Origin of the sequence: Pseudoalteromonas simplex (genome assembly GCF_015278155.1) — a bacterium.
Lineage (GTDB): Bacteria > Pseudomonadota > Gammaproteobacteria > Enterobacterales > Alteromonadaceae > Pseudoalteromonas > Pseudoalteromonas simplex.
The window spans coordinates 193,417-219,302 of record NZ_JADILN010000006.1; the positions used below are offsets into that span (position 1 = coordinate 193,417).

At 42.2% G+C, this 25,886-nt stretch carries 22 protein-coding genes; 11 read left to right on the forward strand and 11 right to left on the reverse strand.

All coding sequences use genetic code 11. The features are described from left to right. The first annotated feature begins 270 nt into the window (after positions 1-270). Positions 271-516 (forward strand): DUF3297 family protein, encoded by a 246-nt coding sequence (locus IRQ78_RS13765; protein ID WP_171040424.1) that lies wholly within the window; start codon positions 271-273, stop codon positions 514-516. Between the two features lie 31 nt (positions 517-547). Here the strand turns inward: IRQ78_RS13765 and IRQ78_RS13770 are convergent, their stop codons facing one another. The 4 genes from IRQ78_RS13770 to IRQ78_RS13785 are packed head-to-tail and all read right to left on the reverse strand — an operon-like array spanning position 548 to position 2,154. Further along, positions 548-691, reverse strand: a complete 144-nt coding sequence (locus IRQ78_RS13770) for a hypothetical protein (protein WP_187490506.1) — start codon at positions 689-691, stop codon at positions 548-550. 39 nt (positions 692-730) lie between these two features. Next, entirely contained in the window at positions 731-1,141 is a 411-nt protein-coding gene (locus tag IRQ78_RS13775) for a MerC domain-containing protein (RefSeq protein WP_323741604.1), read from the reverse strand. A 45-nt stretch (positions 1,142-1,186) separates the two neighbouring features. Next, the gene (locus IRQ78_RS13780) at positions 1,187-1,654 is read right to left on the reverse strand and encodes a Fur family transcriptional regulator (RefSeq protein ID WP_194442498.1); all 468 of its coding nucleotides are present in this window, start codon (positions 1,652-1,654) and stop codon (positions 1,187-1,189) included. Then, positions 1,651-2,154, reverse strand: coding sequence for a ZrgA family zinc uptake protein (locus tag IRQ78_RS13785; protein ID WP_194442499.1), 504 nt, complete (start codon positions 2,152-2,154; stop codon positions 1,651-1,653). Before IRQ78_RS13785 ends, IRQ78_RS13780 begins: the two co-directional genes overlap by 4 nt. A 140-nt stretch (positions 2,155-2,294) precedes the next feature. Between IRQ78_RS13785 and IRQ78_RS13790 the strand changes: the two genes are divergently transcribed. From IRQ78_RS13790 to IRQ78_RS20765, 4 genes are all read left to right on the forward strand, one after another. Continuing rightward, on the forward strand, positions 2,295-4,691 hold the full coding sequence (locus IRQ78_RS13790; protein ID WP_194442500.1) for a TonB-dependent receptor: 2,397 nt from the start codon (positions 2,295-2,297) through the stop codon (positions 4,689-4,691). A 28-nt stretch (positions 4,692-4,719) separates the two neighbouring features. Continuing rightward, positions 4,720-6,093 carry a 5-methyltetrahydrofolate--homocysteine methyltransferase gene (locus tag IRQ78_RS13795; RefSeq protein ID WP_194442501.1) on the forward strand — a complete coding sequence of 458 codons (1,374 nt, stop codon included), beginning with the start codon at positions 4,720-4,722 and terminating at the stop codon, positions 6,091-6,093. 157 nt (positions 6,094-6,250) lie between these two features. Further along, positions 6,251-9,466: a S41 family peptidase gene (locus IRQ78_RS13800; RefSeq protein WP_194442502.1), complete on the forward strand. Its 3,216-nt coding sequence runs from the start codon at positions 6,251-6,253 to the stop codon at positions 9,464-9,466. A 140-nt stretch (positions 9,467-9,606) separates the two neighbouring features. After that, positions 9,607-9,729 (forward strand): hypothetical protein, encoded by a 123-nt coding sequence (locus IRQ78_RS20765; RefSeq protein WP_267237908.1) that lies wholly within the window; start codon positions 9,607-9,609, stop codon positions 9,727-9,729. Between the two features lie 19 nt (positions 9,730-9,748). Here IRQ78_RS20765 and IRQ78_RS13805 read toward each other — a convergent pair whose 3' ends face one another. The 3 genes from IRQ78_RS13805 to IRQ78_RS13815 form a co-directional block, all read right to left on the reverse strand. Beyond that, positions 9,749-10,924, reverse strand: coding sequence for an alpha/beta hydrolase-fold protein (locus IRQ78_RS13805; RefSeq protein WP_407681622.1), 1,176 nt, complete (start codon positions 10,922-10,924; stop codon positions 9,749-9,751). A gap of 99 nt (positions 10,925-11,023) precedes the next feature. Then, the gene (gene glmS, locus IRQ78_RS13810) at positions 11,024-12,844 is read right to left on the reverse strand and encodes a glutamine--fructose-6-phosphate transaminase (isomerizing) (protein ID WP_194442503.1); all 1,821 of its coding nucleotides are present in this window, start codon (positions 12,842-12,844) and stop codon (positions 11,024-11,026) included. A gap of 95 nt (positions 12,845-12,939) precedes the next feature. Next, the gene (locus IRQ78_RS13815) at positions 12,940-13,710 is read right to left on the reverse strand and encodes a DeoR/GlpR family DNA-binding transcription regulator (protein ID WP_194442504.1); all 771 of its coding nucleotides are present in this window, start codon (positions 13,708-13,710) and stop codon (positions 12,940-12,942) included. Between the two features lie 155 nt (positions 13,711-13,865). On the opposite strand from IRQ78_RS13815, the gene IRQ78_RS13820 reads away from it, so the two are divergent. Continuing rightward, the gene (locus IRQ78_RS13820; RefSeq protein WP_194442505.1) at positions 13,866-14,393 is read left to right on the forward strand and encodes a sugar O-acetyltransferase; all 528 of its coding nucleotides are present in this window, start codon (positions 13,866-13,868) and stop codon (positions 14,391-14,393) included. Between the two features lie 349 nt (positions 14,394-14,742). Here IRQ78_RS13820 and IRQ78_RS13825 read toward each other — a convergent pair whose 3' ends face one another. From IRQ78_RS13825 to IRQ78_RS13840, 4 genes are all read right to left on the reverse strand, one after another. Next, positions 14,743-15,189 carry an REP-associated tyrosine transposase gene (locus IRQ78_RS13825; protein WP_194442506.1) on the reverse strand — a complete coding sequence of 149 codons (447 nt, stop codon included), beginning with the start codon at positions 15,187-15,189 and terminating at the stop codon, positions 14,743-14,745. Between the two features lie 252 nt (positions 15,190-15,441). Beyond that, positions 15,442-17,838 carry an ABC transporter permease gene (locus IRQ78_RS13830; protein WP_194442507.1) on the reverse strand — a complete coding sequence of 799 codons (2,397 nt, stop codon included), beginning with the start codon at positions 17,836-17,838 and terminating at the stop codon, positions 15,442-15,444. Position 17,839: 1 nt separating this feature from the next. Further along, positions 17,840-18,541, reverse strand: a complete 702-nt coding sequence (locus tag IRQ78_RS13835; protein WP_054552246.1) for an ABC transporter ATP-binding protein — start codon at positions 18,539-18,541, stop codon at positions 17,840-17,842. Between the two features lie 11 nt (positions 18,542-18,552). Further along, positions 18,553-19,806 (reverse strand): efflux RND transporter periplasmic adaptor subunit, encoded by a 1,254-nt coding sequence (locus IRQ78_RS13840; RefSeq protein WP_054552245.1) that lies wholly within the window; start codon positions 19,804-19,806, stop codon positions 18,553-18,555. A 230-nt stretch (positions 19,807-20,036) separates the two neighbouring features. On the opposite strand from IRQ78_RS13840, the gene IRQ78_RS13845 reads away from it, so the two are divergent. The 5 genes from IRQ78_RS13845 (at position 20,037) to IRQ78_RS13865 (ending at position 25,577) form a co-directional block, all read left to right on the forward strand. Continuing rightward, the gene (locus IRQ78_RS13845; RefSeq protein WP_194442508.1) at positions 20,037-21,440 is read left to right on the forward strand and encodes a sigma-54-dependent transcriptional regulator; all 1,404 of its coding nucleotides are present in this window, start codon (positions 20,037-20,039) and stop codon (positions 21,438-21,440) included. Between the two features lie 3 nt (positions 21,441-21,443). Next, positions 21,444-22,748 (forward strand): sensor histidine kinase, encoded by a 1,305-nt coding sequence (locus tag IRQ78_RS13850; protein WP_194442509.1) that lies wholly within the window; start codon positions 21,444-21,446, stop codon positions 22,746-22,748. Positions 22,749-22,833: 85 nt separating this feature from the next. Continuing rightward, positions 22,834-23,373 carry a hypothetical protein gene (locus IRQ78_RS13855; RefSeq protein ID WP_194442510.1) on the forward strand — a complete coding sequence of 180 codons (540 nt, stop codon included), beginning with the start codon at positions 22,834-22,836 and terminating at the stop codon, positions 23,371-23,373. Positions 23,374-23,491: 118 nt separating this feature from the next. Then, positions 23,492-24,769, forward strand: a complete 1,278-nt coding sequence (locus IRQ78_RS13860; protein WP_194442511.1) for a LysM peptidoglycan-binding domain-containing protein — start codon at positions 23,492-23,494, stop codon at positions 24,767-24,769. A gap of 91 nt (positions 24,770-24,860) precedes the next feature. Next, positions 24,861-25,577 carry a hypothetical protein gene (locus IRQ78_RS13865; RefSeq protein ID WP_194442512.1) on the forward strand — a complete coding sequence of 239 codons (717 nt, stop codon included), beginning with the start codon at positions 24,861-24,863 and terminating at the stop codon, positions 25,575-25,577. Positions 25,578-25,886 lie beyond the last annotated feature (309 nt).

Consider the following 25,886-nt stretch of genomic DNA (forward strand, 5'->3'; position numbering starts at 1 on the left):
TTGTAGAAATTAAGCAAAATGATTTGTTATAAAATAACATAAATAAAAAATAGGTTATAGTATAACAATGCATTTTATTGCTAATTTTTAACCCGTCATTTTGACTACTGCTTAACACACGACTTCGACAAAAGAGTGAAGCCATAGCCATGCGTGAAGAGCATTCAGAACAAGCCTGCGAGTAAACAATAAAATTGCCATGTAGATACTTGAGCCAATGCCAGCTATTGCCTACAATGGCGCACAATTTATTCAATGCAGATCGCGACTATGACTGATACACAAAAACCAGAATTACCAAACCAACTTTCTATCAACCCACGTAGTAAATTTTATGTGGAAGAAGTTTTCGAGCATGAAATTGGTGTAAAACTTAACGGCAAAGAGCGTTTTGACGTTGAAGAATACAATATCAGCGAAGGCTGGATCAAAATCGCTTCACCAAAAGCGCTTGATCGCCGCGGCCAACCTTTACTATTAAAAGTAAAAGGGACTGTAGAAGTATTCTACAAATAAATCAGTTTTACTGAACAAGCGTGTTGGTCAATCACTTATTGGCCGACAAGCTTGTATGTAGGGCCTGCTTATAAGCTTCTATTGCGGGAATAAAGGCGGTGATCACCGCTGCAATCGTTATCATCAGCACTAATTCAAGTATCTGCCGATTAAAAAGCTCTCCAATTAAAGTCATCAGTTAAACACTCATTACTCAATTTTATTCTGCAACCTATCACTGTTCGCTAGGACAAGGGCAGTGTTCATCTACTTTTTTATTACATAAGCGAAAGTTAAGCCAATGCCCTGCAATTACAAATAACGACCCTAATAAGGTCAGCACTTTCTCACCAGCTTCACCAATGATATTTTCGCCTAATACTACAGCTGACAATAATAGAGCAAGACCCACAATCCCCAGTATAAATAATTGATATCGTTTATGTTTTTTACACCCTACAAATAGCGCTAATAAGCTACTTGGCAACACAGCTGCCAACATCCAAAAATGAAATTGCTCGTTACCTAAACCCAGTGCTGCAGCACTTGGTAATAAAACCAATAACACAGGCACAGCTAAGCAGTGAATCGCACACATAGCTGATAACCCTATGGCAAACTTATCCATCATTAATTGTAATTTCACTGAAAAATTCCTAAAAAATAGAACACATGAATTATAAAAAGTGCATCAAGCAAGTTTAGCTTGGCACTCACTGCATACTCCCATCATTTCAAATTGCTTTGTTTGTGAGGTAAAGCCCACATCAGCAAAGTGAGGGAAAAGCTTTGCAACATCACTTTGTGAAACCGCTAAAGTCTCAACTTTTTGGCAATGACGGCAAATCAAAAACAAAGAAATCTCACGCTTAAAAACCTCACTGTCGGTACCGTAAGCAATATATTTGTTAGCACTATTAAGCCTGCGAACAAGGTTTATCGACTCCAAAAAGCTCAAGATTCGATAAACAGACATAACAGATACACTAGAGCTTGTGCGCAGCTTGTAGCAACTGGCCAACTCGTATGCTGATAGCGGCACGTCTGTGGTTAGTAAAATTTGCAGTATTTGCTTGCGCTGAATGGTGAATTTTCTGCCATGCTCAAGGCAAACCTGCTTTGCTTTATTAAGTGTGCTGGTTAATCGCTGTTTATTCATAGCGGCCACTCAATATAAGGTTTTGTAGCTGTCAGCTCTGCTATCCCTTGCGCTTGCTCTGTGATCCACTGTGCTTCGATAACAGATATGGCTTCAGCCCATGTAAATAAAGTCACAGTGACTTTAGAAACGGGCTTATCGCAGCTAAACGAGTATTCAACTTCAAGGTCTTGATGTGAATGATGAGTGTGATGCTCAAATGGGTTTTCAAATTTAGCATGAATAAGCTTACATTCGCCGTTAAATGTCACTAGCTGCTGTGAATTTTCTAATTTGGCTAATGTTTTTTTAATAGTTTGCTTTTGCTCAGCTGTCTCGGGCTGATGCTCAAAGCCAAAAATATCTCCAGCCGGTAAAATGAACTTAACCTGCCATTTGTCTTGATCATGAACCACAAAAAGCACTCCCTCACCATGTGAATGATGATGGTGTTGATGCCCTTGAGCTGAAAAAATACATCCAACCATAAAGCATATCACTGCCAACTTTGCTGCTTTCATAACCCGAACCACTCCATTTACCTCACTATAAATATGCTGTTACAAAAAAGAATAAAACTCATTCATCGATTCACACTTGATACATTATAACAATTAAAGCACAATTGATACATTATAACGTACTAAAAGAGTGGTAACTAATGAATAACATATCAAAAATAGCTGTCGTCATAGCGACGTTATTACCAGCCAGTGTCTTGGCGCAATCAATCAAAGGCGTTGTGTTAAATAACCAAGGTAAAGCGGTTGCAAATGCCACCGTTGACCTTGAAGGCTCTGATCAAAAAGTAACAACTAACGACAAAGGTGAGTTTGAAATCAGCGGCTTAAATAACGGCTTAAAAGAGCTGCATATTTCAGCGCCAGGTTATGCTCACTTACATCGAGATATCACACTTGCCAATGACCAAGACCACAGCGCAACCTTTAATCTAAAGCGCTCACCGATTGAAGTGATTGATGTTGAAGCAACGCCGATTCATATGTCGGCAATGGAATCTGCCTCACCTGTTAGTGTGTTATCTGGCGAACAATTAAGACGCCAACAAGCATCAACGCTTGGCGATAGCCTCGAAAAGCTGCCTGGCGTTAACACAAACTTTCATGCCAAGGTTGCCAGTACCCCTGTGATCCGTGGTTTAAGCGGCCCACGTGTTTTAATTACGCAAAATGGCTTAGATGTCAGTGATGTGTCACGTGTTGGTCCTGACCACTCAGTGGCATCTGAAGCATCAACGGCACAGCAAATTGAAGTATTACGTGGCCCAGCAACTCTTTTTTATGGCAGCGGTGCAATTGGTGGTGTCGTCAACGTAGTTGATAGTCGAGTACCAACAGACAGCACAACACGTGGTGAATGGAACCTAGAACATAACTCTGTAGATGAGCAAAAAGTTGCTTCGTTTAATGCCACCACAGGAACAGAGTCATTTGCCTTTTATGCTGATGCATTCTGGCGTGAATCAGACGATTACGAAGTACCTGTTGCCGCCGATATTGAAGACACAGAGCACAGCTCAAAGTACGTAGTAGAAAACAGTAATGAAGACTCAGATGGCTTTACTTTAGGCACTAGCTATTTATTTGAGCAAGGTTACCTTGGTGTTGCGGTTGAGCAGTTTAACCGCCAATACGGTATTCCTGGCCATACTCATGGTGAAGAAGAAGAGTACAGCGAAGAAGAAGCCGTTTTTGCTGACCTTGAACAAACCAAAGTCCAGCTACTTGGTGAATACAATATCGACAGTGAATGGCTAAGCAAAATTAACTTACGTGCGGGCCACACTGACTACGAACACGCTGAAATCGAACACGGTGCAGTAGGCACAACCTTCAAAAACGAAACCAATGAGCTGCGCGTTGACATTCTGCATAGCCAATTTGATGAGTGGAATGGTGGCGTTAGCTTTCATTACAAAAAAAGTGATGTAGAAGCACAAGGCTCTGAAGCCTTCACTCCTCCGTCGGTTACTGAAAGTATTGCTTTTGCAATTATGGAAGAAAAGCATTTTGGCGATTTTTTAGTGCAATTAGGTGGTCGTGTTGAGCGAGTTACTATTGATGCTAATAATGTGCTGTTACCTGAGATCGACGCCCATGCACATGATGAAGACGGTGATGAGCACGACCATGATCATGGACACGAAGAATCAAACTACACACGTGTATTTGATGTCGCCCAAGAGTTTACACCAGTAAGTTTATCAACAGGGGTGGTATGGGATTTTACACCGGGTTATAACCTAGGTTTATCGGTATCGCGTTCTGAACGTGCTCCATCTGCTTCTGAGCTGTTATCTTTCGGCCCACACATTGGTACTGCAACTTATGAAGTTGGTGCGCTATTCGATACTCATGATGATCATTTTGAGCTATCAGAAGAGGCTATCGACTTAGAAACAGCAAATAATATCGACCTGACATTCCGTAAAACCGAAGGTGATATTGGCTTTATCTTCAATGCCTTTTACAACCAAGTAGATAACTATTATTACCAGGTCAACACAGGCCTATACGCAGAAAGTGGCCATGATCACGACCATGGCGATGAACATGCTCACGAAGATGAGCACGATCATTCATCTGAACTACCGGTTTATTTATTTAAAACAGACGACGTGGTTTTACATGGTTTTGAAGCGCAAGTTGCTTGGCAGTTAACCGACGAATTTAAAGTCGACTTATTCTCTGATTATGTACGCGCGCGTCTAAAAGACGGCGGAGATTTACCGCGTACTCCACCACTGCGTTTTGGTACTGAGTTTAGCTATCAAACAGAGAATCTAACGGCAAATATTCACGTTACGCGCTACCAAGAGCAAGACCGCATAGCACAACAAGAAACCACAACAGACGGCTACACCCTTGTTGATGCCAGTATTTCTTATGACTTATCGGTATTGAACCAAGACGTCTCACTTTACCTAAAAGGCACTAACTTAACGGACACAGAAGCCCGCGTTCATAGCTCATTCTTAAAAGATATTGCACCACGTCCTGGGCGCAGTTTTGCGCTTGGTGTTCGCGGCTACTTCTAAAACAAAATTACAAATAAAGGAAACCTACATGACACACTTATTTAGATTAAAACTATTGGCACTGGCAATTAGTAGCACCCTGATCACCGCATGTGGTGATGCAGAAACAAATATTGTTGAGAAAGATCCTATTGAGGTTCCAGACGACGGTGGTGATGACCATGATCACGATCATGACGATGGCTATACCATTGACTCAATGGGTCGTTTAGCGGTTTTAGCAGCAGATAGCAACGAAGCGAATATTTTTGATTTAGATGACGACTCGTTACTAGAAACGTTTTCGCTTACTCATGAATCAAGCTCACTAAATGTTTCACCAAGCTACCGTTATGCGGTTATTGCTAACCGTAACCAAGATTACTTAGGTTTTATCGATGGCGGTTTATGGCGTGAAGATCATGGCGAGCATTTACATGACTATAAACAAGGTCCAGCATTTAGTGACTACGAGCTAACAACTGGCAGCCGCCCTACTCACATCGTTAAACATGATGGCCAAATGGCCGTGTTTTACGATGGTAATGCCGACGCAGGTACAGTTGCCTCAGTAGAAGTGTTAACTGATAACGATATTACAAACGAAACAGAGACGCTTGCAGGTATTCAGTACGACATCAATATGCATGGTGTTGCAGAGCCACGTGGCGAGCACCTAGTTGCAACCTTGCGTCGTGCTGATAGCGAAAGCACTTCAAACGCTAAAATCCTGCCAGATCAAGTGGGTGTTTTCCACCTTCATGACGGTGAATATGAGCTTGAACAAACATTTGAAGTTACTTGCCCAGATTTACACGGTGCAGCGCAAAACCATGATTATGTAGCATTTGGTTGTGGTGACGGTGTACTAATAGCCCACCAGCATGACGATGAATACCATGCAGAAAAAATCGCCAATATAGATGCGCTAGGTGATACACGTATTGGCACATTATATGGCCATGAAGGTAGTGAAAGCTTTATTGCAATTGCATCGGGTGTATTTGTAAGTATCAATCCAAGCGAAGCTGAAATGGAAGTACTTGAGTGGCAACTTGATGAAGGCGCAAGTGCTGTATCTTACTCATTCTCTGGAAACGGAGAGCAATTTTTAGTGCTTGATAGCTTAGGCTTTTTAAACGTGCTTGAAGCTCATGAGCACGACGGCCACATGCACTGGGAGCTTGCCGGTAAAGTAGATATCACTGAAGAAGACGTAACAACGATGCCAGAGGGCATGAACTTCAGCATGACTGTGTCACAAAATAGTGAGTTTGCTTACGTTGCTGACCCTATCGCTCAGCACGTACTAAAAGTACATATCGAAGATCTTGAAATTGAAGGTGATCTTGAACTGACTTTTGCACCTAGCGCCATCACTTGGTTAGGCATTGCAGAAGAAAGTGACGATCACGACCACTAAGAAGTTATGTTTTATGGTATGACATAGCTCGCAAAGGTTGGCATTTACTGCCAACCTTTTTTTATTCATATTTTGTAACAGACTTTCATCGCATCAGCATCGCTATTTAAAACTGAATAGTTATGATGTAACAGTTCCCAAAATAGGATGTAATCCCATGAAAAAACTAACAACGTTGGCACTGGCCATGGCTGCGACACTAGCACCTTGGGCATCAGCTTACGAAACTAAAGACACGCGCTTACTGCGCTTTCCAGATATTCATAACCAAAACGTTACCTTTGTGTACGGTGGCGATATTTACATTGCTAATACGCAAACTGGCGAGAGCAAACGCTTAACTGACCATATTGGCTTTGAAACCTTCCCTAAGTTTTCACCTGACGGTAAACGCATTGCCTTTGCAGCCGAGTACAATGGCAGCCGCCAAATTTATGTCATTAACAGCGATGGTTCTGGCTTAAAACAACTGACTTACTACAACGATGTTGGCCCAATGCCACCACGCGGCGGTTTTGATTATCGTGTTCTCGATTGGACACCTGATGGCAAAAATGTGGTATTTCGTGCTAACCGCACACCGTGGGGTAAACGTATGGGTCGTCCATACATGGTGCCTGCTGACGGAGGCCTTGAGCAACCTCTGGCTATTCCAGAAACCGGCGGCGGCATGCTTTCGCCAGATGGTAGTAAATATGTTTACACGCCAATTGACCGTGAATTTCGTACTTGGAAGCGCACCCGTGGCGGTCGTGCACAAGATGTCTGGGTTTACGATCTAAAAAACAATACCTCAGAGCAGCTAACCAGTAACCGCGCTACCGATCAGCAACCGACTTGGGTTGGCGACAACATTTACTTTGTATCTGACCGTGATTACACCCTTAACCTGTATCAATACCAAAAAGGCGCTGAGCCGAAAAAACTAACCAACCATAAAGACTTTGACGTACTGTGGCCATCAGCTGGCCCAAATGCTGTTGTTTATGAAAATGGTGGTTTCCTTTATCGCTTTGATCCAAAAACTCAAAAAAGCAGCAAGCTGAGCATTAACATTGCTGGTGTGCGTCAATACGCAATGCCGTACACAAAAAATGTGAGTGACTTTATCGACTCAATGTCGATTTCTCATGATGGTAAGCGTGCACTCTTTACTGCCCGCGGTGAGCTATTTAGCGTACCGGTTAAACAAGGCCCAACACGTAACTTATCTTACACAGCAAAAGGCCGCGAAATTGACGCAAGTTGGTCGCCAAATGGCCGTTATATTGCTTATATGAGCGATGAAAGTGGCGAATACGAAATTTACTTAAAAGATCGCAGTAAAAATAATGCCACTAAGCAGCTAACCAGCAACGGCACTATTTGGCGTTTCACGCCGATTTGGTCACCAGATAGCTCAAAACTGTTATTTGCTGATAAAAACCATACTCTGTGGTGGATAGATGCAAAGTCAGGAAAACAACACAAAATTGATACCAGCATCTACGATGAAGAAGGCATTCGCCAGTATACTTGGTCGCCAAATAGCGAAGAAATTGTGTATGTGAAAAACAATGAAAACCGCTATGCCTCACTGTGGCACTACAATGTTGATAAAAAGAAAGTGACTCGCTTAACGGATGAAATGACCAATGAGCAAAACCCAACTTTCTCTCCTGATGGTCAATACCTGTATTTTAGTTCTGAGCGCGACTTTAACTTAGCCTTTAGCAGCTACGAGTTTGACTACATGTTTAATCGTGCAACGCGTATTTATGCCGCAGCCGTAAATGACAGCATCAAACCACTTATCGCACTACAGAGTGATGAAACAGCGATCGTCAGCGATAAACAAAAAGATGACGACAAGAAAGCTAAAAATAGCCTGCAAAGCAGTGACTTTATGCAGCGTGTAACCGCTTTAAATGCACCAGCTGGAGATTATCGTGGTTTAACGGCAGTAAAAGGTGGCGTGCTAACACTGGCTAATGGTGGCCTACAATTGATAGGCACAGCTCATGACAGCGAGCTTGAAACCGTGGCTAAAGGGGTTCGTAGTTATACTATTTCGAGCAACGGTGAGCACCTGTTAGTACATGCGGGTAACGATTACAGCTTAATTGAGCCTAAAGCAAAACAAGACCTAGCAGCGAATAAGCTAGATCTTAGTAACATGACCTTAAAAATTGAGCCACAAATTGAATGGCAGCAAATGTATGTTGAAGGCTGGCGTACATTACGTGATTGGTTCTACGATGAAAACCATCACGGCCAAGATTGGGACGCTATTTTAGCCAAGTATCAACCTATGGCTGACGCTATCTCACACCGTAGTGACCTAGATTACATTCTCAGTGAAATCGCAGGTGAAATTAACGCAGGCCACATTTATGTGCAGTCGGGTGATATGCCAAAAGCAGAGCGTAAAAAGCACGGCTTATTGGGTGCAAAACTTGCCAGCGATCCATCTGGATACGTAAAAATTGAGCAAATCTTCCAAGGTGAAAACTGGCATGAAGACTTCCGCTCACCACTTGGCACAACAGGGGTAAAAGCACATAACAGCGACTACATCATTGCCGTAAATGGCCGCTCAGTAAAAGACGTCGCTAACTTCTACGAATTACTAGAGAACACTCAAGGTGAGCAAGTTGAGCTAGTCCTAAACAGTAAGCCGCGCAGCAAAGGTGCATGGCAAGTTACCGTTAAACCTGTAGCCAGCGAGCAAGGTTTGCGTTATTTAGACTGGGTTAACTCTCGTGCAGCCTACGTTGATAAGCTATCAAATGGCCGAATTGGTTATGTTCACTTACCAAATACAGCCTACGAAGGTAACCGCGCCATGTTCAAAAACTACATGCCGCAAACTACCAAAGACGCCATGATTATTGATGACCGATACAATGGCGGCGGCTTTATTCCTGAGCACATGATCACTTGGCTTGCTCGTAAACCACTTAACTATTGGAAGCGCCGCGGTGTTGAGCCAACGAAAACACCACAATTTGCTCATGATGGTCCAAAAGCCATGCTGATCAATGGTTACTCAAGTTCTGGCGGTGATGCTATTCCTTACTACTTCCGCCAAGCGGGGTTAGGTAAGCTTATTGGTACCCGTACTTGGGGTGGATTAATTGGTATTTCAGGTAACCCAAGCCTTGTCGATGGCGGCCAAGTTATCGCGGCAACATTCCGCGTTTTAGATAACGATGGCAACTGGATCATCGAAAACGAAGGTGTCACTCCAGATATCAAGGTTGTTGACCGCCCAGAGTTAATCTACCAAGGTAAAGATCCATCGATTGAACGTGCCGTAGAAGAGCTATTAAAAGAGCTAAAAGACAACCCGAAAAAGCCACTCACCGTGCCACCAGCACCGACTGACTTTTAATTCTTAACTGGTTGTTAAAAAGCAAAAAACCCCGCAGCAATGCGGGGTTTATTTTTACTAAATATCTAATATACAAACTAACACACATTACTTGTTCTAAATTTTTGGTGCAGTTTAATATTTATCCAAACTAACACAACGTGAAAAATGTGCCGGGCATTACTGTCGCGGTGACTGTGGTTAAAAACGTTAATGGTGATAACAGCGCAGATGTATTTGCGCTTGCCCTACAAACCCTAAGCTATTATCACCAAGACCATTGATTTGTTTAAGGCAGCTTAATTATAGCTGCCCTTGTAACCTCGTTTTTGTCTCTTTTAAGTAATCTGGGTAGGGATACGAGTCATCGGCAACAGCGATTGCAGCCTCGATTTGAACTAATGCTTGGCGAGTATTACCTTGCATTTCATAGCCATGTGACAAAGCTGATAGTGCATACGCTGATTTAGGGTAGTTATTAATATTGTACTTAAACACCTCAATAGCCCGCTCAAATTGCTGGTTATCCGTTAAACTGTAACCCAGCAGCCTAACAGCGCGGTCTGGTGGCGCTATTTGCTCGCCCCATTGGTGAGATAAACGTTGATAATAAGCATCAATTGATGAAACATCATCGCCTAGTGCACTCAAAGGCATATGTTTAGATAAAAATAAGCCATGGTACGCATTAAATGCCCCAGCAGCTGAGGTTAGGTTATGCGAAACACCTGCAAAGGCATCGCTCTTAAAACGCAGATTTTGCACCTTACTATTTTGCATCGTTTGCTGCATATCATCGTATCTTTCGCGCATAATGCCGGCTTCTTCGCCGATATTCATATATACATAGCTGTTAATACTTTTGGCTTTAGTAACAAAGGTATTTAGACTCTTAGCCGGAGCGCCATAGTTCCACCATACCGCAGGGCTATAAGCAATGTGCGCTTGAAATAACTCAGGATCAGCCTGCATTGCGTAAAGAGCAAATACACCCGCAGCTGAGGCTCCGGCAATAACTCTATAATCATGAGTACGATACTGTTTATTAACCAAAGGCATCAGTTCTTGCTCTACGAAAGCTAAAAACTTTGCTGCACCACCGCCTTCACCAACAGGCCCTTGTGGTTCTTTGTTCACTGTAGGATAAAAATCTCTAAGTCGATTAGTGCTTTCAATAGCAACTACAATCACCTCTGGCGCTTGATCATTTTCTTGTAAGCGCTCTAGCACAGCATTAATTAAGGGCAAATTACCGGCCCCATCTAAACGGTAAATAACGGGATATTTTTTGTTTGGATGTGTTTGATAGCTTTTAGGTAATTGCACAACGACAGTGCGTTGCTCACTAAGATTACTTGATTCGATAGTATGCGTATGTTGGCTGTAATGTGTAACCGCCTCATCTGCAGCTGGTTGAGCCATTACATGACTAGTACAGAGTAAAAAACCACTAATACAGAATAACTTAAATAGTCGCACGACTTATCCTTAAGAAATATTGGTAATTTTTTAAGCTAACAGAATTACTGGTACAAAAAAAGGCGCATATTGCGCCTTAATAAAAATAAAACTCTTAACTTACTCAACCGTTACCGATTTTGCTAGGTTTCGAGGTTGGTCTACGTCGGTGCCTTTAATAACCGCAACATAGTATGAAAGCAGCTGTAACGGAATTGTATATACAACTGGAGCAATCACGTCATCTACATGGTTTACGTTGATTACACGCATTGTTTCGTCAGATTCAAACGCTGAGTCTTTGTCTGCGAATACATAGATAATACCGCCACGGGCACGTACTTCTTCTACGTTTGATTTAAGCTTTTCAAGTAGCTCGTTGTTTGGTGCCACAACAATGATTGGCATGTCGGCATCAATCAACGCAAGAGGGCCATGCTTAAGCTCACCCGCTGCATATGCTTCGGCATGAATGTATGAAATTTCTTTCAGCTTAAGCGCACCTTCCATCGCGATTGGGTATTGTGAGCCACGACCTAAGAATAGTGAGTGGTGCTTATCAGCAAACTCTTCAGCTAAATCTTCAATCCCTTCAGCAAGCAGTAGTGCTTCTTCTAACTTGTTAGGAAGTGTTTTGATTGCATTCACAATCGCACTTTGATCTAGGCCTTTTTCTTGGGCAATAGATGCCGTAAGCATTAATAAGCCAACAAGCTGTGTGGTGAAGGCTTTAGTTGATGCAACACCAATTTCAGCACCGGCTTTAGTCATAAAGGCTAAATCAGATTCACGTACTAATGATGAACCCGGTACGTTACAAATAGTCATTGACGCCATGTAACCTTGCTGTTTTGCAAGACGAAGTGCAGCAAGCGTATCGGCTGTTTCACCAGACTGTGAAATGGTCACAAGTAAGCTGTTTTCATGTACAAATGATTCGCGGTAACGGAACTCAGAGGCAATCTCAACGTTACAGCTCACGCCTGCAAACTGTTCAAGCCAGTAACGCGCAACCATACCTGAGTGGTATGAAGTACCACAGGCAATAATTTGCACGTGTTTTACGTCTTTAAAGATTTGTTGAGCGCTGTCGCCAAAGGCATCAATCGCGACAGTGTCATTAACTAAACGGCCATCAAGGGTGTTACGTACAGCAAGCGGCTGCTCGTAAATTTCTTTCAGCATGTAGTGGCGATATTCGCCTTTACCTGATGCATCTTGCGTAATGTTTGATTCAATCACTTCGCGCTCAACTGCATCACCGTTCGCATCAAAGATTTCAACACTGTCACGGGTAATACGAGCAACATCACCTTCTTCAAGGTAAATAAAACTGCGAGTAACAGGTAATAGAGCAAGTTGGTCAGAGGCAATAAAGTTCTCACCAAGACCTAAACCAATCACCAGTGGGCTACCTGAACGCGCTACGATGATTTCGTTATCGTTCGCTTTATCAAATACAACTGTACCAAATGCACCTTCAAACTGCTTAACAGCAGCTTGTACAGCAGCTAAAAGTGTATCGTGCTGTTGGCGAAGTTGGTGAATAAGGTGCACCATGACTTCAGTATCTGTTTCTGATAAAAACTCATAACCGTCGCCTCTAAGCGCATCACGTAGGCTGGCATGATTTTCGATAATACCGTTATGAACAAGGGCAATTTCGCTATTCGAAACATGTGGGTGAGCATTCGCTTCAGTTACGCCACCATGAGTTGCCCAGCGCGTATGCGCGATACCAGTAGTACCATTAACTGCTGCATCGTTAAGTGCCGCTTCAAGGTTAGCAACCTTACCCACTGCTTTTACAGTGTTAAGCTCAGTACCTTTAAGTAAAGCCACACCAGCTGAGTCATAGCCACGGTATTCAAGGCGTTTAAGGCCTTCAACAAGAATTTTATTTACTGGGCGTTCTGCAATAGCCCCAACGATTCCACACATAGGTTCTCCTTTTGCACATGCCAAAGCGTTCTACTTTGGGCGGTATGTGTTGTCATAAATGATGCGTAATAAGGTGTTGTCGGTCTTATTACGGGTTATTCAATTTCTGCACAGATCAGCTGTACACCACATGCTGTTATCGCCTCGCGCTTATCTGCGCTTAGGTTGTTGTCTGTGATAACTGTGGTAACACGCTGCCAAGGCAGTTCTAAATTCGGTATTCTTCGGCCAATTTTTTCTGACTCAACCAGCACCACTACCTCTCGGGCAGCTTCAGCCATCACTTGGCTAAGCCCCACTAATTCATTGAAGGTTGTAGTGCCTCTATCAATATCAATGCCATCGGCACCAATAAACAGTTGGTCAAAGTCGTAAGAGCGTAGAACATTCTCCGCAACTTGGCCCTGAAACGATTCTGAATGTGGATCCCAAGTTCCGCCGGTCATCAAAAGTGCTGGCTCATTTTCTAATGAAAGCAGCCGGTTAGCGACATTAATAGCATTTGTCATCACCACTAAACCGCGCTTACTAGCAAGCTCAGGGATCATCGCCGCTGTAGTGCGACCGCTATCAATGATGATGCGGTTATGGTCTTTAATAAGCTTTGCAGCCGCCTGTGCGATTGCCATTTTGCGAAGCGAGTCGCTTTTCTCGTTGCTATTTGCAACGATTTCTTGCGGCAATGCAATGGCACCACCATAACGGCGTAGCAACAAGCCACTTTTTTCAAGGGCTGTCAGATCTTTACGTATCGTCACTTCAGAAGTTTGAAACTGCTCTGCTAACGCTTCAACAGCAACTTCACCAAGTTCATTCACTTGGCTTAAGATTGTATGGCGACGTTGTTGAGTGTTTCGTTTTGTCATAAAGTGAATCACATAAGTTTCGTTTCGAAAGTTGTGGAATTTTAAACGAAACAATATAAATGGCAAGTGAATACTCGTTAACCTACACAGCTTTAATTTTGATCTTCATCACCAACACGCTAAGCTATTGGCAAATATAACCATGAATATGCCCCATGAAAGAGTTTAATAGCCTCGATAAGTCCTTACTCGAACAACGAAAAAATGCCCATGAAATTTGCCGTTTATTTGCAAAAAGCCCGAGTAAAGGCAATTTAAAACGACTAAAAGGCATGTTTGCTCACTGTGGAGAGCAGGTTGTTATAGAAGCGGGTTTTCATTGTGATTATGGCAGTGGTATTAAAATAGGTGATCGAACCTTCATAAATATTAACTGTACTATGCTCGATGCACCGCTATCTGATGCGCAAATTACGATAGGCGATGACTGCTTAATAGGCCCTAATGTGCAAATACTCGCGGTATCGCATGCTGTAAACCCAACCGAGCGTTTAGCAAAAGCTAATTTTGCAGCGCCGATTAGCATTGGCAACAATGTATGGATTGGTGCAGGCGCTATTATACTTGCGGGTATTAAAGTTGCTGATAATGCCGTGATTGGCGCAGGGGCAATAGTTACCAAAGATGTCGCGGCAAATACTTTAGTAGCAGGTAACCCCGCGGTGAAGGTCAAAGACCTTTAACTCTCATATCGACGCGCTAAAGCACACCCTACGTAGGTTGTCATTTATGGCGACACAAAATACATATTTACGCGCTAAAGCACATCCTACGTAGGTCGCCATTTATGGCGACAAAGAATACATATTAACGCGCTAAAGCACGTCCTACGTAGGTCGTCATTTATGGCGACAAAGAATACATGCTTACGCGCTAAAGCACGTCCTACGTAGGTCGCCATTTATGGCGACAAAAATACATATTTACGCGCTAAAGCACGTCCTACGTAGGTCACCATTTATGGCGACAAAGAATACATATTAACGCGCTAAAGTACGTCCTACGTAGGTCGTCATTTATGGCGACAACCAATCACAAGAAAACAGAATTCCAATATGGATAACTACCTAAATTATCTACAAGCTTTTTTCGCAAAGGGTTTGCTGCGATATATCTAGCTACAGCTATTCTACTTTCTTCTTCACGTAGTGCATGGTCATAGTAAGCAGGTTGCCACACCGTTTGAGAAAAACTACGTATCTTGTTTATCTCTCTAGCAGAAATACCTTTTAGATGACCAACTGTTTTACCCAAGCTACTATCGCTAAGCCTTAATAAACCATGAAAATGATCGGGCATAAGCACCCAAGTTAACCAGCAGCATTGATGCAATAGTTCATTTATTTCAATACACCTACAAAATACTTTTGCTAAGTTATGATCAGTGAACAATGCTTTTCGGTTATGGCAGTTGAATGTTATGAAATATTCACCTGATTGAATTGAAACTCGTCCTTTCTTTAAATGACTCCAGCTCATGAAAAATCCTTTCTCATAAAATTGTAGAACATTAAATATAGTAGATTAACGCGCTAAAGCACGTCCTACCGTTGGTCGTCATTTATGGCGACAGAGAATACATACTAACGCGCTAAAGCACGTCCTACCGTAGGTCGTCATTTATGGCGACAAAAAATAGCCCTACGTAGGTGACAACCCACCTCAATAAGCATTTAAAACTAAAAAAGCCCAGCGGTATTGCTGGGCTTATAGTTGGGAGTTAGTTAACTGTTATTCATATCGCAAGATAAGTGATGGTCTGGTGCTTGCGGCCTTAAAGGCTAAACTTGCAACGGTAACCCAGGTAATAGTGGCTACAGCAACGGCGGCAACTAAATATACCCATACAGCTTGTTCAATGCGGTCATTAAAGTTTGCTAACCAATCACCAACTAACAAGTAAGTCACTGGATACGCAATAGCAATACTTACCGCCACCAGCACTAAGAACTCTTTAGCAATGATATTTACGATACTGATGCGAGATGCACCTAGCACTTTTCGAACAGCCACTTCCTTTTGACGACGCACTGTTGCAAACGAAGCCAAACCAAAGGTACCTAAACAAGTTAAGAACACAGCAAGACCGGTAAAGATTAAAACGACATTCGAAATTCGCTCATCACCTTTTAACAGAGTTTTGTAGTTGTCTGCGAGTAAGTTGATTTTTGGCTCATAGATATTGGCTGAGCTTGCTAATACTTCAGCGATCTGAGCTTTAATATAAGGCAAGTTTTGCTGATCAATCGTTAAAATTAGTTCTGATACTGGTGATAAAAAGTTAAAGCCACATAAGAACATAATATTTGAGTTGGCATCTTTAGCATTACCTACTTTTACATCTTCAACCACACCCACAACACGCATATCTATGCCGCGACCTGAGTCTTTAATAACCTTACCGATAATGTCACTCATATTAGTGTAACCCGCTTGCCTTGCGACAGATTCAGTCACAATGGTACCCGTACTTGTTACTCCATTTTCACGGCTTGCCCAATCACCGGCAAATTCACGGCTAAAGTCACGACCAGCAACCAGTTTTAACCCTAGCGTTTTTACAACATCGTAGCTTGCACCTACAACAGGCGTTAAGCTGCCAGATGCTTCACCATTTGGCCACGTTGGCATAAGTGTATTATTGATTGAAACAGTTAAACGGGTATCAATAACTGTTGTTTGCTGTACGCCTTGAATTGCACTAATACGGTTAACTAAGGCATTTTTTTCTTTTGTGAATACTTCGCCTACAGGTAGCTCTGAAATAACCAATCTTTGTGTCGTTTCATAGCCTAAAGGTAAGCTTTGTAAGTAAGTTAATTGCTTTAACAAAGTAATAGAGGCAATGATTAAACCTATTGCTAGTGAAGCCTGTAAGGTTAGTAAGCTCTTACGAACCCATATTGCAGTATTACCTCGTTGTAAGTCTCCACTTAAAACGCGTTTTGCACTGAATGACGAAATAAAGAATGCAGGATAAAGCCCAGCTAATATGCCCACAGCAATTGCGACCACAATAATTGCAATGCCAAATTCAGAGGCATAATTCACGACCAATTCGCGGTCTACTAGTTGGTTAAAGCTTGGTAAAAATAGTTCCACTAAAGCACATGCAATCACCATTGAAAGCATTGATACCAACACAGATTCAGATAAAAACTGCGTTACTAATTGGCCTTTACTTGCGCCAAGCGCTTTACGCACACCCACTTCTTTTGCACGTTTAGTCGATTGAGCGACGGTCATATTAATAAAGTTAAAACCTGCAATAAGAATCAGTAACACACTTAAACCAACACAGATCATCACCACTTGTTTAGCACCACCTGCTTTCATCTCAAACGGTGATTTAGCCGTTAGGTGCAAATCAAGTAATGGATGCAGCTCTAAACTAACTTGCTCCAGCATCGAACCGCTAAAAAAGCGCTCTGTTAAGGTTTTAGCTAATGCATCTGTATCGGTGCCCTCTGCTAAACGCATATAAACATAACTACTGTTGATATCTATTTCGCTTGGATCATGCTTAACATAAACAAGATTTTTAAAGGCAAAGTGAGTGTTGTCTGTTAAGTCTGCAAACACGGCACGAACTGTGTACTGTCCTTGTTCATGCGTAAGTGTTTCACCAATCACATCGGTGCGACCAAAAATGCGCAGTGCTTCTGATTCACTTAAAGCGAGGCTGTCTGGTGTACTCATTGCTGTTGTTAAGTCACCCGCCAGCGTTTTCAGAGCAATAAAGTTTTCAATATTTGCTGTAGCGCCATATAAGGCATTTAACTTATAGCCTTGGTTGCGGTAACTCACATCAACCATGGCTTCACGAGTTAACTCGACCATAGTTAATCCGAACACTTCTTCAACTTGGCTGTAATCTTCAGCCTGCTTTGACTGCACATAATTAAAAATAGGCACCACAGCTAAACCAAGTTTTGAGAAGTCTTGGCCAACGCGATAAACACGCTCAGCATGTGGCTGTTGGCTATCGTACGAAAGCTCATTTTTTGCAAACAAAGCAACTAGAATTGCCGCAGCTAAGCCCACACTTAAACCCAGAACATTTAAAATAAAATGCTGCTTTTGGTTTTTAAACGCACGCAGCGCGGTGATCAAATAACTTAAAATCATGTTATGCCACCTCTGCTGTTTGTTGAACACGGTTAGCTTTATCAACCATCACTTGGCCATCAAGTAAGCGCACTAAACGGTCAGCATAATTGCCTTCTTTTTCTGAGTGAGTAACCACAATTACCGTGGTACCTTCGCGATTTAGCTCACGCAGCATCGCCATGACTTCATCACCATTTTTTGAATCAAGGTTACCCGTAGGCTCATCCGCTAAGATAAGTTTTGGATTAATCACAAGAGCTCGGGCTACCGCTACACGTTGCTGCTGACCGCCCGATAGCTGTTGCGGTAAGTGATCTGCTCTATGGTCGATTGCAACACGTTTTAAAATTTCTTCTACTCGCTGTTTACGTTCACTTTTTGAGATATTTTGATACTGTAATGGCAGCTCAACATTTTCAAATACTGTTAATTCATCAATTAAATTAAAGCTTTGGAAAACAAAACCAATCGACGCTTTTCTAAGTGCCGCTAATTGTTTTTCACCAAACCCTGCGATGTCTTCGCCTAAAAACTCAAAACTGCCTGCTGATGGCGAATCCAACATACCTAAAATAGAGAGTAATGTTGATTTACCACAGCCAGATGGCCCCATAATGGCAAGAAACTCGCCTTCGTTTACATGTAAGTTAATGTTGTTAAGCGCTGTTGTTTCAACATCTTGAGTACGGAACACGCGTGATAAGTTAGTTAATTTAATCATTGTTTTTATCCTTAAAATTGTAGTTGTTGTGCTTTATCAAAGTTGCTGTAGCTAGAGGTGATCACGCGATCTCCGGCGCTTAGGCCACTTAACACTTCATAATAGTTTTGATTCTTTTTGCCAAGACGAATGTCTTTTCGTACTGCACGATTGCCATCTTTTTCCATGACATAAACCCAGTTACCTCCTGAGCTGGTAAAAAATGCGCCGCGTTCAAGTAATAAGGCAGTGCCTTTGCTATCACCTAGCATCAGCTGCACATCAAGGCTTTGTCCGCGTTTTATGTTGCTCGTACCATTGGGTAAATCGACTTCAACCTGAAACTGTGATTGCTGAACACGACTATCAATTTTGCTAACCGTCGCCGCAATTTCGCCTTGTTCATGCTCAATAAGCACTTGCATACCTGTTTGAACTTGGCTCAGGTAAAACTCATCTAGTCTCACAACTAGCTTGTATTCATTAGGAATATCAATCTGCCCTAGGCGAGCACCACGGCCTTTTGATTCACCAATTTCCACATCAAGTTCACTTAAATAACCATCAGCAGGTGCTGTTACGAGTAGGTTTTCAAGGTTTTTACGCGCAAACTGTAGGTTTTTCTCTAGCATGTCGGCACTGTCTTTTAACTGAGCTACCTGAACTTCACGAATGCTGTTTTCTTGCTTTTGACGTTCAAGGGTTAGTTCTTTACGCGCTTTGTAATACGCTAAGTCTTCTTGAATTTCAGATAATTGCTCTTGTGCTAACACACCCGTTTTCACTAGCGGCTGAGTCTGTTTTAAGCGACGCGATAAATGCGTAATTTTAAGATCGATTTCAAGTAAATCACGGCGTAAGTTTAAACGGCTGGTTTCCATATTCATTTGCGTGTTACGTAAAAAGTTAAGCTGCTCAGTCACCTGTGCTTCTCGGCTCATTACATCAAGCTGCAAGTTGGTATTGCTTAAACGCACAAGTGGTTGGCCTTTTTTAACAAACTCACCCTGCTCAACAAGTCGTTCTTCGACTTGGCCTCCGGCAATGGTGTCGAGGTAAATAGTAGTGCGAGGCATAACCTGACCACGAAGACTTAAAGCATCAACAAATTCACCTTGTTGTACTGTGCTAATCGTTAAGCTTGTCGCGGTTACTTGCTGACTACGACCTGTTTGCTCAGTTTGCGTGAAACCATAAGCTGCTGCCGCAACAGCTAAACATGCAGCTGCTATTACTGATTTCTTAAAAAATGCTTTGTTATTTGAGCGTGTAATTTTCTTATCCATGTTGACGCCTTTAAGTTATCTAGGTGCTAATTACCTATAGATAAAACAACTCTTGTGCCAACTTTTATTTTTATTAAATTACAATAACTTATATAAAAACCAATAAACATGCATATAATCAAGTGTCCGCTTATAGAACACTTCAAAACCCATATATCGTCCATAAATGGACACTGTTACTATTTTCAATTAGTCTTAGTGTTCCCATAAAGGAATAATAATAAATAGCTATGAAACAAGCAGGATCAATTCTTATTGTCGATGATAACCCCGACGTACTTATCGCCGCACGATTACTTTTAAAGCAGCATTATCAGGTTGTAAAAACCACAGATAACCCCTTTGATATCGAAGGTATCATTAACGCACAGCATGAGGCGGATCAGTCCATAGATGTTGTGTTACTCGATATGAACTTCACGCAAGACTCAATTAGTGGCAAAGAAGGATTCTACTGGCTAAAAAAAATCATGAGCCAAGACGCTAACATTGCGGTACTACTTATGACGGCCTACAGCGATATTCAGCTAGCTGTCGAAGCAATTAAAGCCGGTGCCTCTGACTTTATTGCCAAGCCTTGGCAAAATGAGCAATTACTCGGTGCTGTAGCGGCGGCATTTTCACACGCTAAAGACAAACAGCAAGTTGGTAAACTCACAAAACAAAAGCAGGCCTTGCAGCAGTCAATCGGCAATCAACCATTTGAGTTTTTAGGCCAAAGTGATGCCATGCAGCAGGTTTTTTCGGTGATCGACAAAGCAGCCAACACAGATGCCAATATATTGATTAGTGGCGAAAGTGGCACCGGTAAAGAGCTCACCGCCCATGCAATCCACAATGCAAGCCAGCGCCAAAACCAGCCTTTCATTAGTCTAGATATGGGCTCACTGGCCGAAAGCCTGTTTGAAAGCGAACTATTTGGCCATAAAAAAGGGGCGTTTACTGGCGCGAAGGAAGATCGCATTGGCCGATTTGAGCTTGCCCATGGTGGTAGTTTATTTTTAGACGAGCTAGGTAATTTACCGCTTAACCAACAAGTTAAACTACTTGCGGCACTACAAAACAGGCAAATAACACCGGTTGGTGGTTCAAAAGTCATCGATATTGATATTCGTTTGATCTGTGCAACCAATGAAAACCTCGAACAAGCAGTTACTGAAGGCAAGTTTAGGCAAGACCTACTGTACCGTGTTAATACTGTAGAGATCCGTTTGCCAGCTCTGCGTGAGCGTAGTGAAGACATTCCATTACTATGTAACTACTACTTGCAGCACTTTGCACATAAATACAAACGTGAGCTCTCGATTGCAGCATCTGATATGACACGTTTAAGCCAGTATCATTGGCCAGGCAATGTCCGTGAACTTGCCCATGCAATTGAGCGAGCAGTCATCCTCTCAGAAGGCTCAGAGCTCGATATAAGCTCAGTGATAAGCTCACCAAGTGCTGCTGTTAGTACAAATGAGCTCTCTTCAAACGCCGTTGACTACGACACTTTTGATCTCGAAATCATCGAGCAAAGAACCGTTCGTGCAGCTTTAAAGCATTTTCAAGGGAACGTGAGTCATGCAGCAAAAGCGCTCGGCCTAACACGCGGAGCCATGTATCGTCGTTTAGAAAAATACGGACTGTAATCGATGCGAAATTTTATTAGCTTAGCCGGCCTATTAACTGCACTAATAGGTTTATCAATTACTTTGTTTTGGCAAGTAGAGCAAAGCGGTTTTTCTGCAATTTCGGCACTTTTAGTAATTTTAAATTTGGTATGTGCCGCACAAATTTTTAATTTATTTAAACGCCAAACAAGGCGTGCAGATATGGTGTTTCGCGCTTTAGCGAATGGAGACAGCACATTAGGCTTTGGCGACCAACACCCTATGCAGCAGCAATTTGAGCAGGTTAAACAGCAAATTCAGGCCGCGCGTTTTAATGCAGAGCAACAAGCCCAGTTCTTACAAGCGCTATTAATTCATATCGATTTAGCGGTATTAGTATGTGATGAACAAGGCACTATTATTGAAAGCAATCCGGCGGTCAGTCGTTTGCTTGGGCAGGCTGTAAAGCACATCGATGATCTAGGTGTAATAGCAAACCTAGTCCAAGACGCAAAGCAAAATAGCCGTAATACCGTGCCATGGCAAAATGGTGAGCAGCACGATACGTTATCTGTGCAGATCAGTATTGCCGAAATCCAAGGTAAAGTTCGTAAAGTGATCAGTTTGCAATCGATTCATGATCAGCTGCAATTAAAAGAGCAACAAGCTTATAAGCGACTTACAAAAGTACTAACCCATGAAATTGCTAATTCGATTACACCACTTTCTTCTTTAGCGCAAACTTGTACGGCACTGCTGCCAAATGAGCTTAGTTTTGATGATCAGGAAGATAAACAAGACTTGCAACTCGCCCTAACAACACTCGCATCACGAACCGAGCATTTAGGGGAATTTATAGCGCAATTTAAAAAGGTTAGTAGCTTACCCGCCCCACACTTACAGCCACATATTCTGGCCGATCTTGCCAAGCAAGTTGTTGCTCTGCACTCTCAACAAGCTAAGCAGCTTAATATTACGTTGAATTTGTCGGTGCAAAGCCAACAGTTAGTAATGATAGATAGAGGCCAAGTTGAACAAGTAATAATAAACCTGCTTACCAATGCCATTGATGTCCTCAAGCAGCTAAACAATCCAGAGTCAGCAAAGTATATTGAGGTAAGCATTGCACAAAATGCTAATCAGCAACTGTATTTAGAGGTCAGCGACAATGGTACAGGTATCAGCGATCATGTGATTGAGATGATTTTTGTGCCATTTTTTACTACCAAGCAACAAGGTTCAGGAATAGGCTTAAGTTTATCGCGCCAGATCATGCTCAATCATGGCGGCGATCTGGTTTATATCAAACGCCAGCAAGGAGCCTGCTTTCGCTGCGTGTTCGGCTAACTTACATAGTTAGAACACTTACTTACAATTTGCTAAGGCGCTGTTTGGTATCATGTACCCATTAACGTTTAATGGACTAACCAATATGAAGTATCTCGCCTTAGCACTGTTTTCTTCACTTGCCTCCATTCCTGCTACAAGCTTTGCTGGTATTTATGAAAGCCCTAATATGAACCTGTTTGTTAAATCAGAACATAATAGTACTGATTCAATCACCTCAGCCGGCATCGAAGTTATGGCTAAAAATAACTACAGCAATTTCGGCGCAGCATTTACAACGGCACTAGGCTCAGCAGAAGTATTTACTAAAAAAGGTGATCGGGAGACATTTCTCACCTTAGATAGCGGCATCAAATTTGGTTATTTCAGCGACTTTTTTGTCTATGGCGAAGTGGGCTTAGATTTAATTGAGCTTGCTGTATACGACGACCGCGATGACCACGACTACAGAGACCGCTATGATGACGACCACAATAATATTGATGGCTATGTTGGTGTGGGCATGGGCGTGGACTCAAAGCCATTCAGAATAGAGATCTATGCCAGAGCCCGAGAAATAGACAGCCGCTATTGGGAAGCACAAAACCATGGTTATGCTGGGTTACAAGTTAGTATTTCGTTTTAATTTCAATTGGGTGAGTAAGTTAGCGAGCTGTTAATCTAATGGTCATTTTTAGCTCACCCTATGTTAAGCTTAGGCGCTTTAGTTTACCCGCACCTAAGTTAACGGAGTATTTTAATACGTGTTTTTAAATCGATTTTTAGGCCTTGTTGTTGTTTCTCTTATTGTAACAGGCTGTCAGACTGCCCCTGAGTCACTTCCCGAAAAGAAGCCTACCATCAAAGCCAATCCAGGTACTGTGGTTGCAGAAGCTAAAACAGCACAAGTAGACGCGGTGACACCGCTCAAACCAAGTGAACTAGATGACGTATGGCAGCGTATTCGCATTCAACTGCAGTTTAGCGATTCAAGTCACCCAGATGTGCAAAAGCGCATTGCTTGGTACCTTACTCATCCAAATTACATGGAAGAAATAAGCCGCCGTGCAGCGCCGTATTTGTATCATATCGTCACAGAAGTAGAAAACCGTGACTTACCAATAGAACTCGCTCTAATGCCGCTTATAGAGAGCGATTTTGATGCCAGTGCCTATTCGCACAAACATGCATCGGGTTTATGGCAACTCACCCCCTCAATCGCCAAATACTTCAAAGTAAAAATTACCCCTTGGTATGATGGTCGCCAAGATGTGATCGACAGCACCCGCGCAGCTTTGGATTTTATGGAATACCTTTATAAACGCTTTGATGGCGATTGGTATCATGCTATTGCTGCCTACAATATCGGTGAAGGGCGTGTATTACAGGCAATTGCTCGTAATAAAAAACAAGGTAAGTCGACGGACTTCTTTAACTTAAAACTACCATCGCAAACCAAACAATACGTGCCTAAGTTACTGGCCGCAGCACAATTATTAAAGCACCAAAAAATGATATTCCCTGCCATTAAGAATGAGCAGGCTATTGCGACCTTACCAGTAACTGGTGCAGTGATCTTGGCAGACAAAGCGAAATGGCAAGAGCTTGAAGAGCTAAACCATGGTGTTATCCGATACCCAGCAGTGATTGATGCGCCACATATTGTGGTTCCCAAAGATCAGCAAGCAAGTTATCAAACTCTATTAGCTAATCAAAAGAGCAATGATTATAGCCAGTGGCAACATTACACTGTTAAACGCGGTGATAGCTTAAGTGTGATTGCAAAAAACTATAAAGTAACAGTTAGCCAACTGAAAACCTTCAATAACCTAAAAACAAACACTATCCGTATTGGTCAAAAACTGATATTGCCACAATTGGCTGATCAGCAAATCGAATATAAGGTGAAATCTGGCGATAGCCTTTGGAAGATAGCAAAGCAATACAAAGTCAGTATCACTAAACTCAAACAATGGAATAACCTTTCAAGAGATAGCTTAAGAGTGGGTGAAAAGCTCACCGTGTTTATCTCAAATAGTTAATACCAAATCAGGGAGTTTTACTCCCTGTCTCTTTTATCTATCCAATTAAAGTTGTATCTTTATTAGTCTATAAAAACAACAATTAAAAATTATGGATAATCAGCAACAGGACGCAAGCTGTTCAACCGTTAAATCAGAGCAAGACTCCAACGTTGAAGAGCAAACAAAGACCACCCAGCAAAACACTCAGCCTGCTAGCAACCAGCGCAAGGCATGGTTTACCAACGAGCGGCTAAACCTATTTCTCGCACTCTGCGCCATTATTATCTCCGCAGCCTCCTTTTATGCCACTTACTTGCAAGCCAACGCCGCAGAACGACAAGTAAAAGCCGCAACCTGGCCATGGCTCGAAGTAATGACGGGGAATTTTAATGAAGAAAAAAATTCTGAAGAAATTACTTTTTACATTAAAAACTCAGGATCAGGCCCAGCCATTATTAAATACGTTAAATTCTTCCACGATGAAAAGTCTTATACAGAGATATTTGAAGTAATAAAGGACTGCTGCTTTGATATCTATGCTTACCAAGAGCAATTAAATAAGTTGCAAAATGAGTCACCAGAGATCAATTTCTTTGAAAAATTTGGTTGGTTGTATACCGGCGTTAGTAATAACCGATTATTAGCCTCAGGCGCTGAACTTAATCTTTTTGGTTTTAAGAAAACAGGCTTCAATGCAACTCAGTGGGACAAGGTAAATGACCAACGCTTTAATATTAAAACTGAGATCTGCTACTGCTCGTTGCTAGAACAATGCTACCTAAGCGATGGCCGCGGCGATGTGAAAGAGATAGAGCAGTGTAAGTGAGTTGCGAGAATAAAGTTAGCGAGAGGAAAGTTGCAAGAGTAAAGTTTGGAAATCTGCCGTAGGTTGGGTAGAGCGAAGCGAAACCCAACAGCGTGGTAATTCGTCATGCACAATGAAGAGGTAAAGCTCATTAATAACAGACGAATTAGCGCAAGGTGAAGTAATACCATTCCGCATAAAGATTAAATCAATTTAATCCATTCCCGATTGCACATTTTCTTCACTCGATCCGGGATTGAAATAAAGTGATTCCATGCCTTTGAAACTTCATCGACAATTTCGTCATAGCCCGAAAACACTCTATTGGAT

Coding starts and splice junctions, on each gene's coding strand:
- IRQ78_RS13850 (WP_194442509.1), top strand. CDS start 21,444: ATGCGAAATTTTATTAGCTTAGCCGGCCTATTAACTGCACTAATAGGT.
- IRQ78_RS13790 (WP_194442500.1), top strand. CDS start 2,295: ATGAATAACATATCAAAAATAGCTGTCGTCATAGCGACGTTATTACCA.
- IRQ78_RS13780 (WP_194442498.1), bottom strand. CDS start 1,654: ATGAATAAACAGCGATTAACCAGCACACTTAATAAAGCAAAGCAGGTT.
- IRQ78_RS13770 (WP_187490506.1), bottom strand. CDS start 691: ATGACTTTAATTGGAGAGCTTTTTAATCGGCAGATACTTGAATTAGTG.
- IRQ78_RS13815 (WP_194442504.1), bottom strand. CDS start 13,710: ATGACAAAACGAAACACTCAACAACGTCGCCATACAATCTTAAGCCAA.
- IRQ78_RS13785 (WP_194442499.1), bottom strand. CDS start 2,154: ATGAAAGCAGCAAAGTTGGCAGTGATATGCTTTATGGTTGGATGTATT.
- IRQ78_RS13830 (WP_194442507.1), bottom strand. CDS start 17,838: ATGATTTTAAGTTATTTGATCACCGCGCTGCGTGCGTTTAAAAACCAA.
- IRQ78_RS13825 (WP_194442506.1), bottom strand. CDS start 15,189: ATGAGCTGGAGTCATTTAAAGAAAGGACGAGTTTCAATTCAATCAGGT.
- IRQ78_RS13865 (WP_194442512.1), top strand. CDS start 24,861: ATGGATAATCAGCAACAGGACGCAAGCTGTTCAACCGTTAAATCAGAG.
- glmS (WP_194442503.1), bottom strand. CDS start 12,844: ATGTGTGGAATCGTTGGGGCTATTGCAGAACGCCCAGTAAATAAAATT.
- IRQ78_RS13795 (WP_194442501.1), top strand. CDS start 4,720: ATGACACACTTATTTAGATTAAAACTATTGGCACTGGCAATTAGTAGC.
- IRQ78_RS13820 (WP_194442505.1), top strand. CDS start 13,866: ATGAAAGAGTTTAATAGCCTCGATAAGTCCTTACTCGAACAACGAAAA.
- IRQ78_RS13835 (WP_054552246.1), bottom strand. CDS start 18,541: ATGATTAAATTAACTAACTTATCACGCGTGTTCCGTACTCAAGATGTT.
- IRQ78_RS13840 (WP_054552245.1), bottom strand. CDS start 19,806: ATGGATAAGAAAATTACACGCTCAAATAACAAAGCATTTTTTAAGAAA.
- IRQ78_RS13845 (WP_194442508.1), top strand. CDS start 20,037: ATGAAACAAGCAGGATCAATTCTTATTGTCGATGATAACCCCGACGTA.
- IRQ78_RS13765 (WP_171040424.1), top strand. CDS start 271: ATGACTGATACACAAAAACCAGAATTACCAAACCAACTTTCTATCAAC.
- IRQ78_RS13855 (WP_194442510.1), top strand. CDS start 22,834: ATGAAGTATCTCGCCTTAGCACTGTTTTCTTCACTTGCCTCCATTCCT.
- IRQ78_RS13800 (WP_194442502.1), top strand. CDS start 6,251: ATGAAAAAACTAACAACGTTGGCACTGGCCATGGCTGCGACACTAGCA.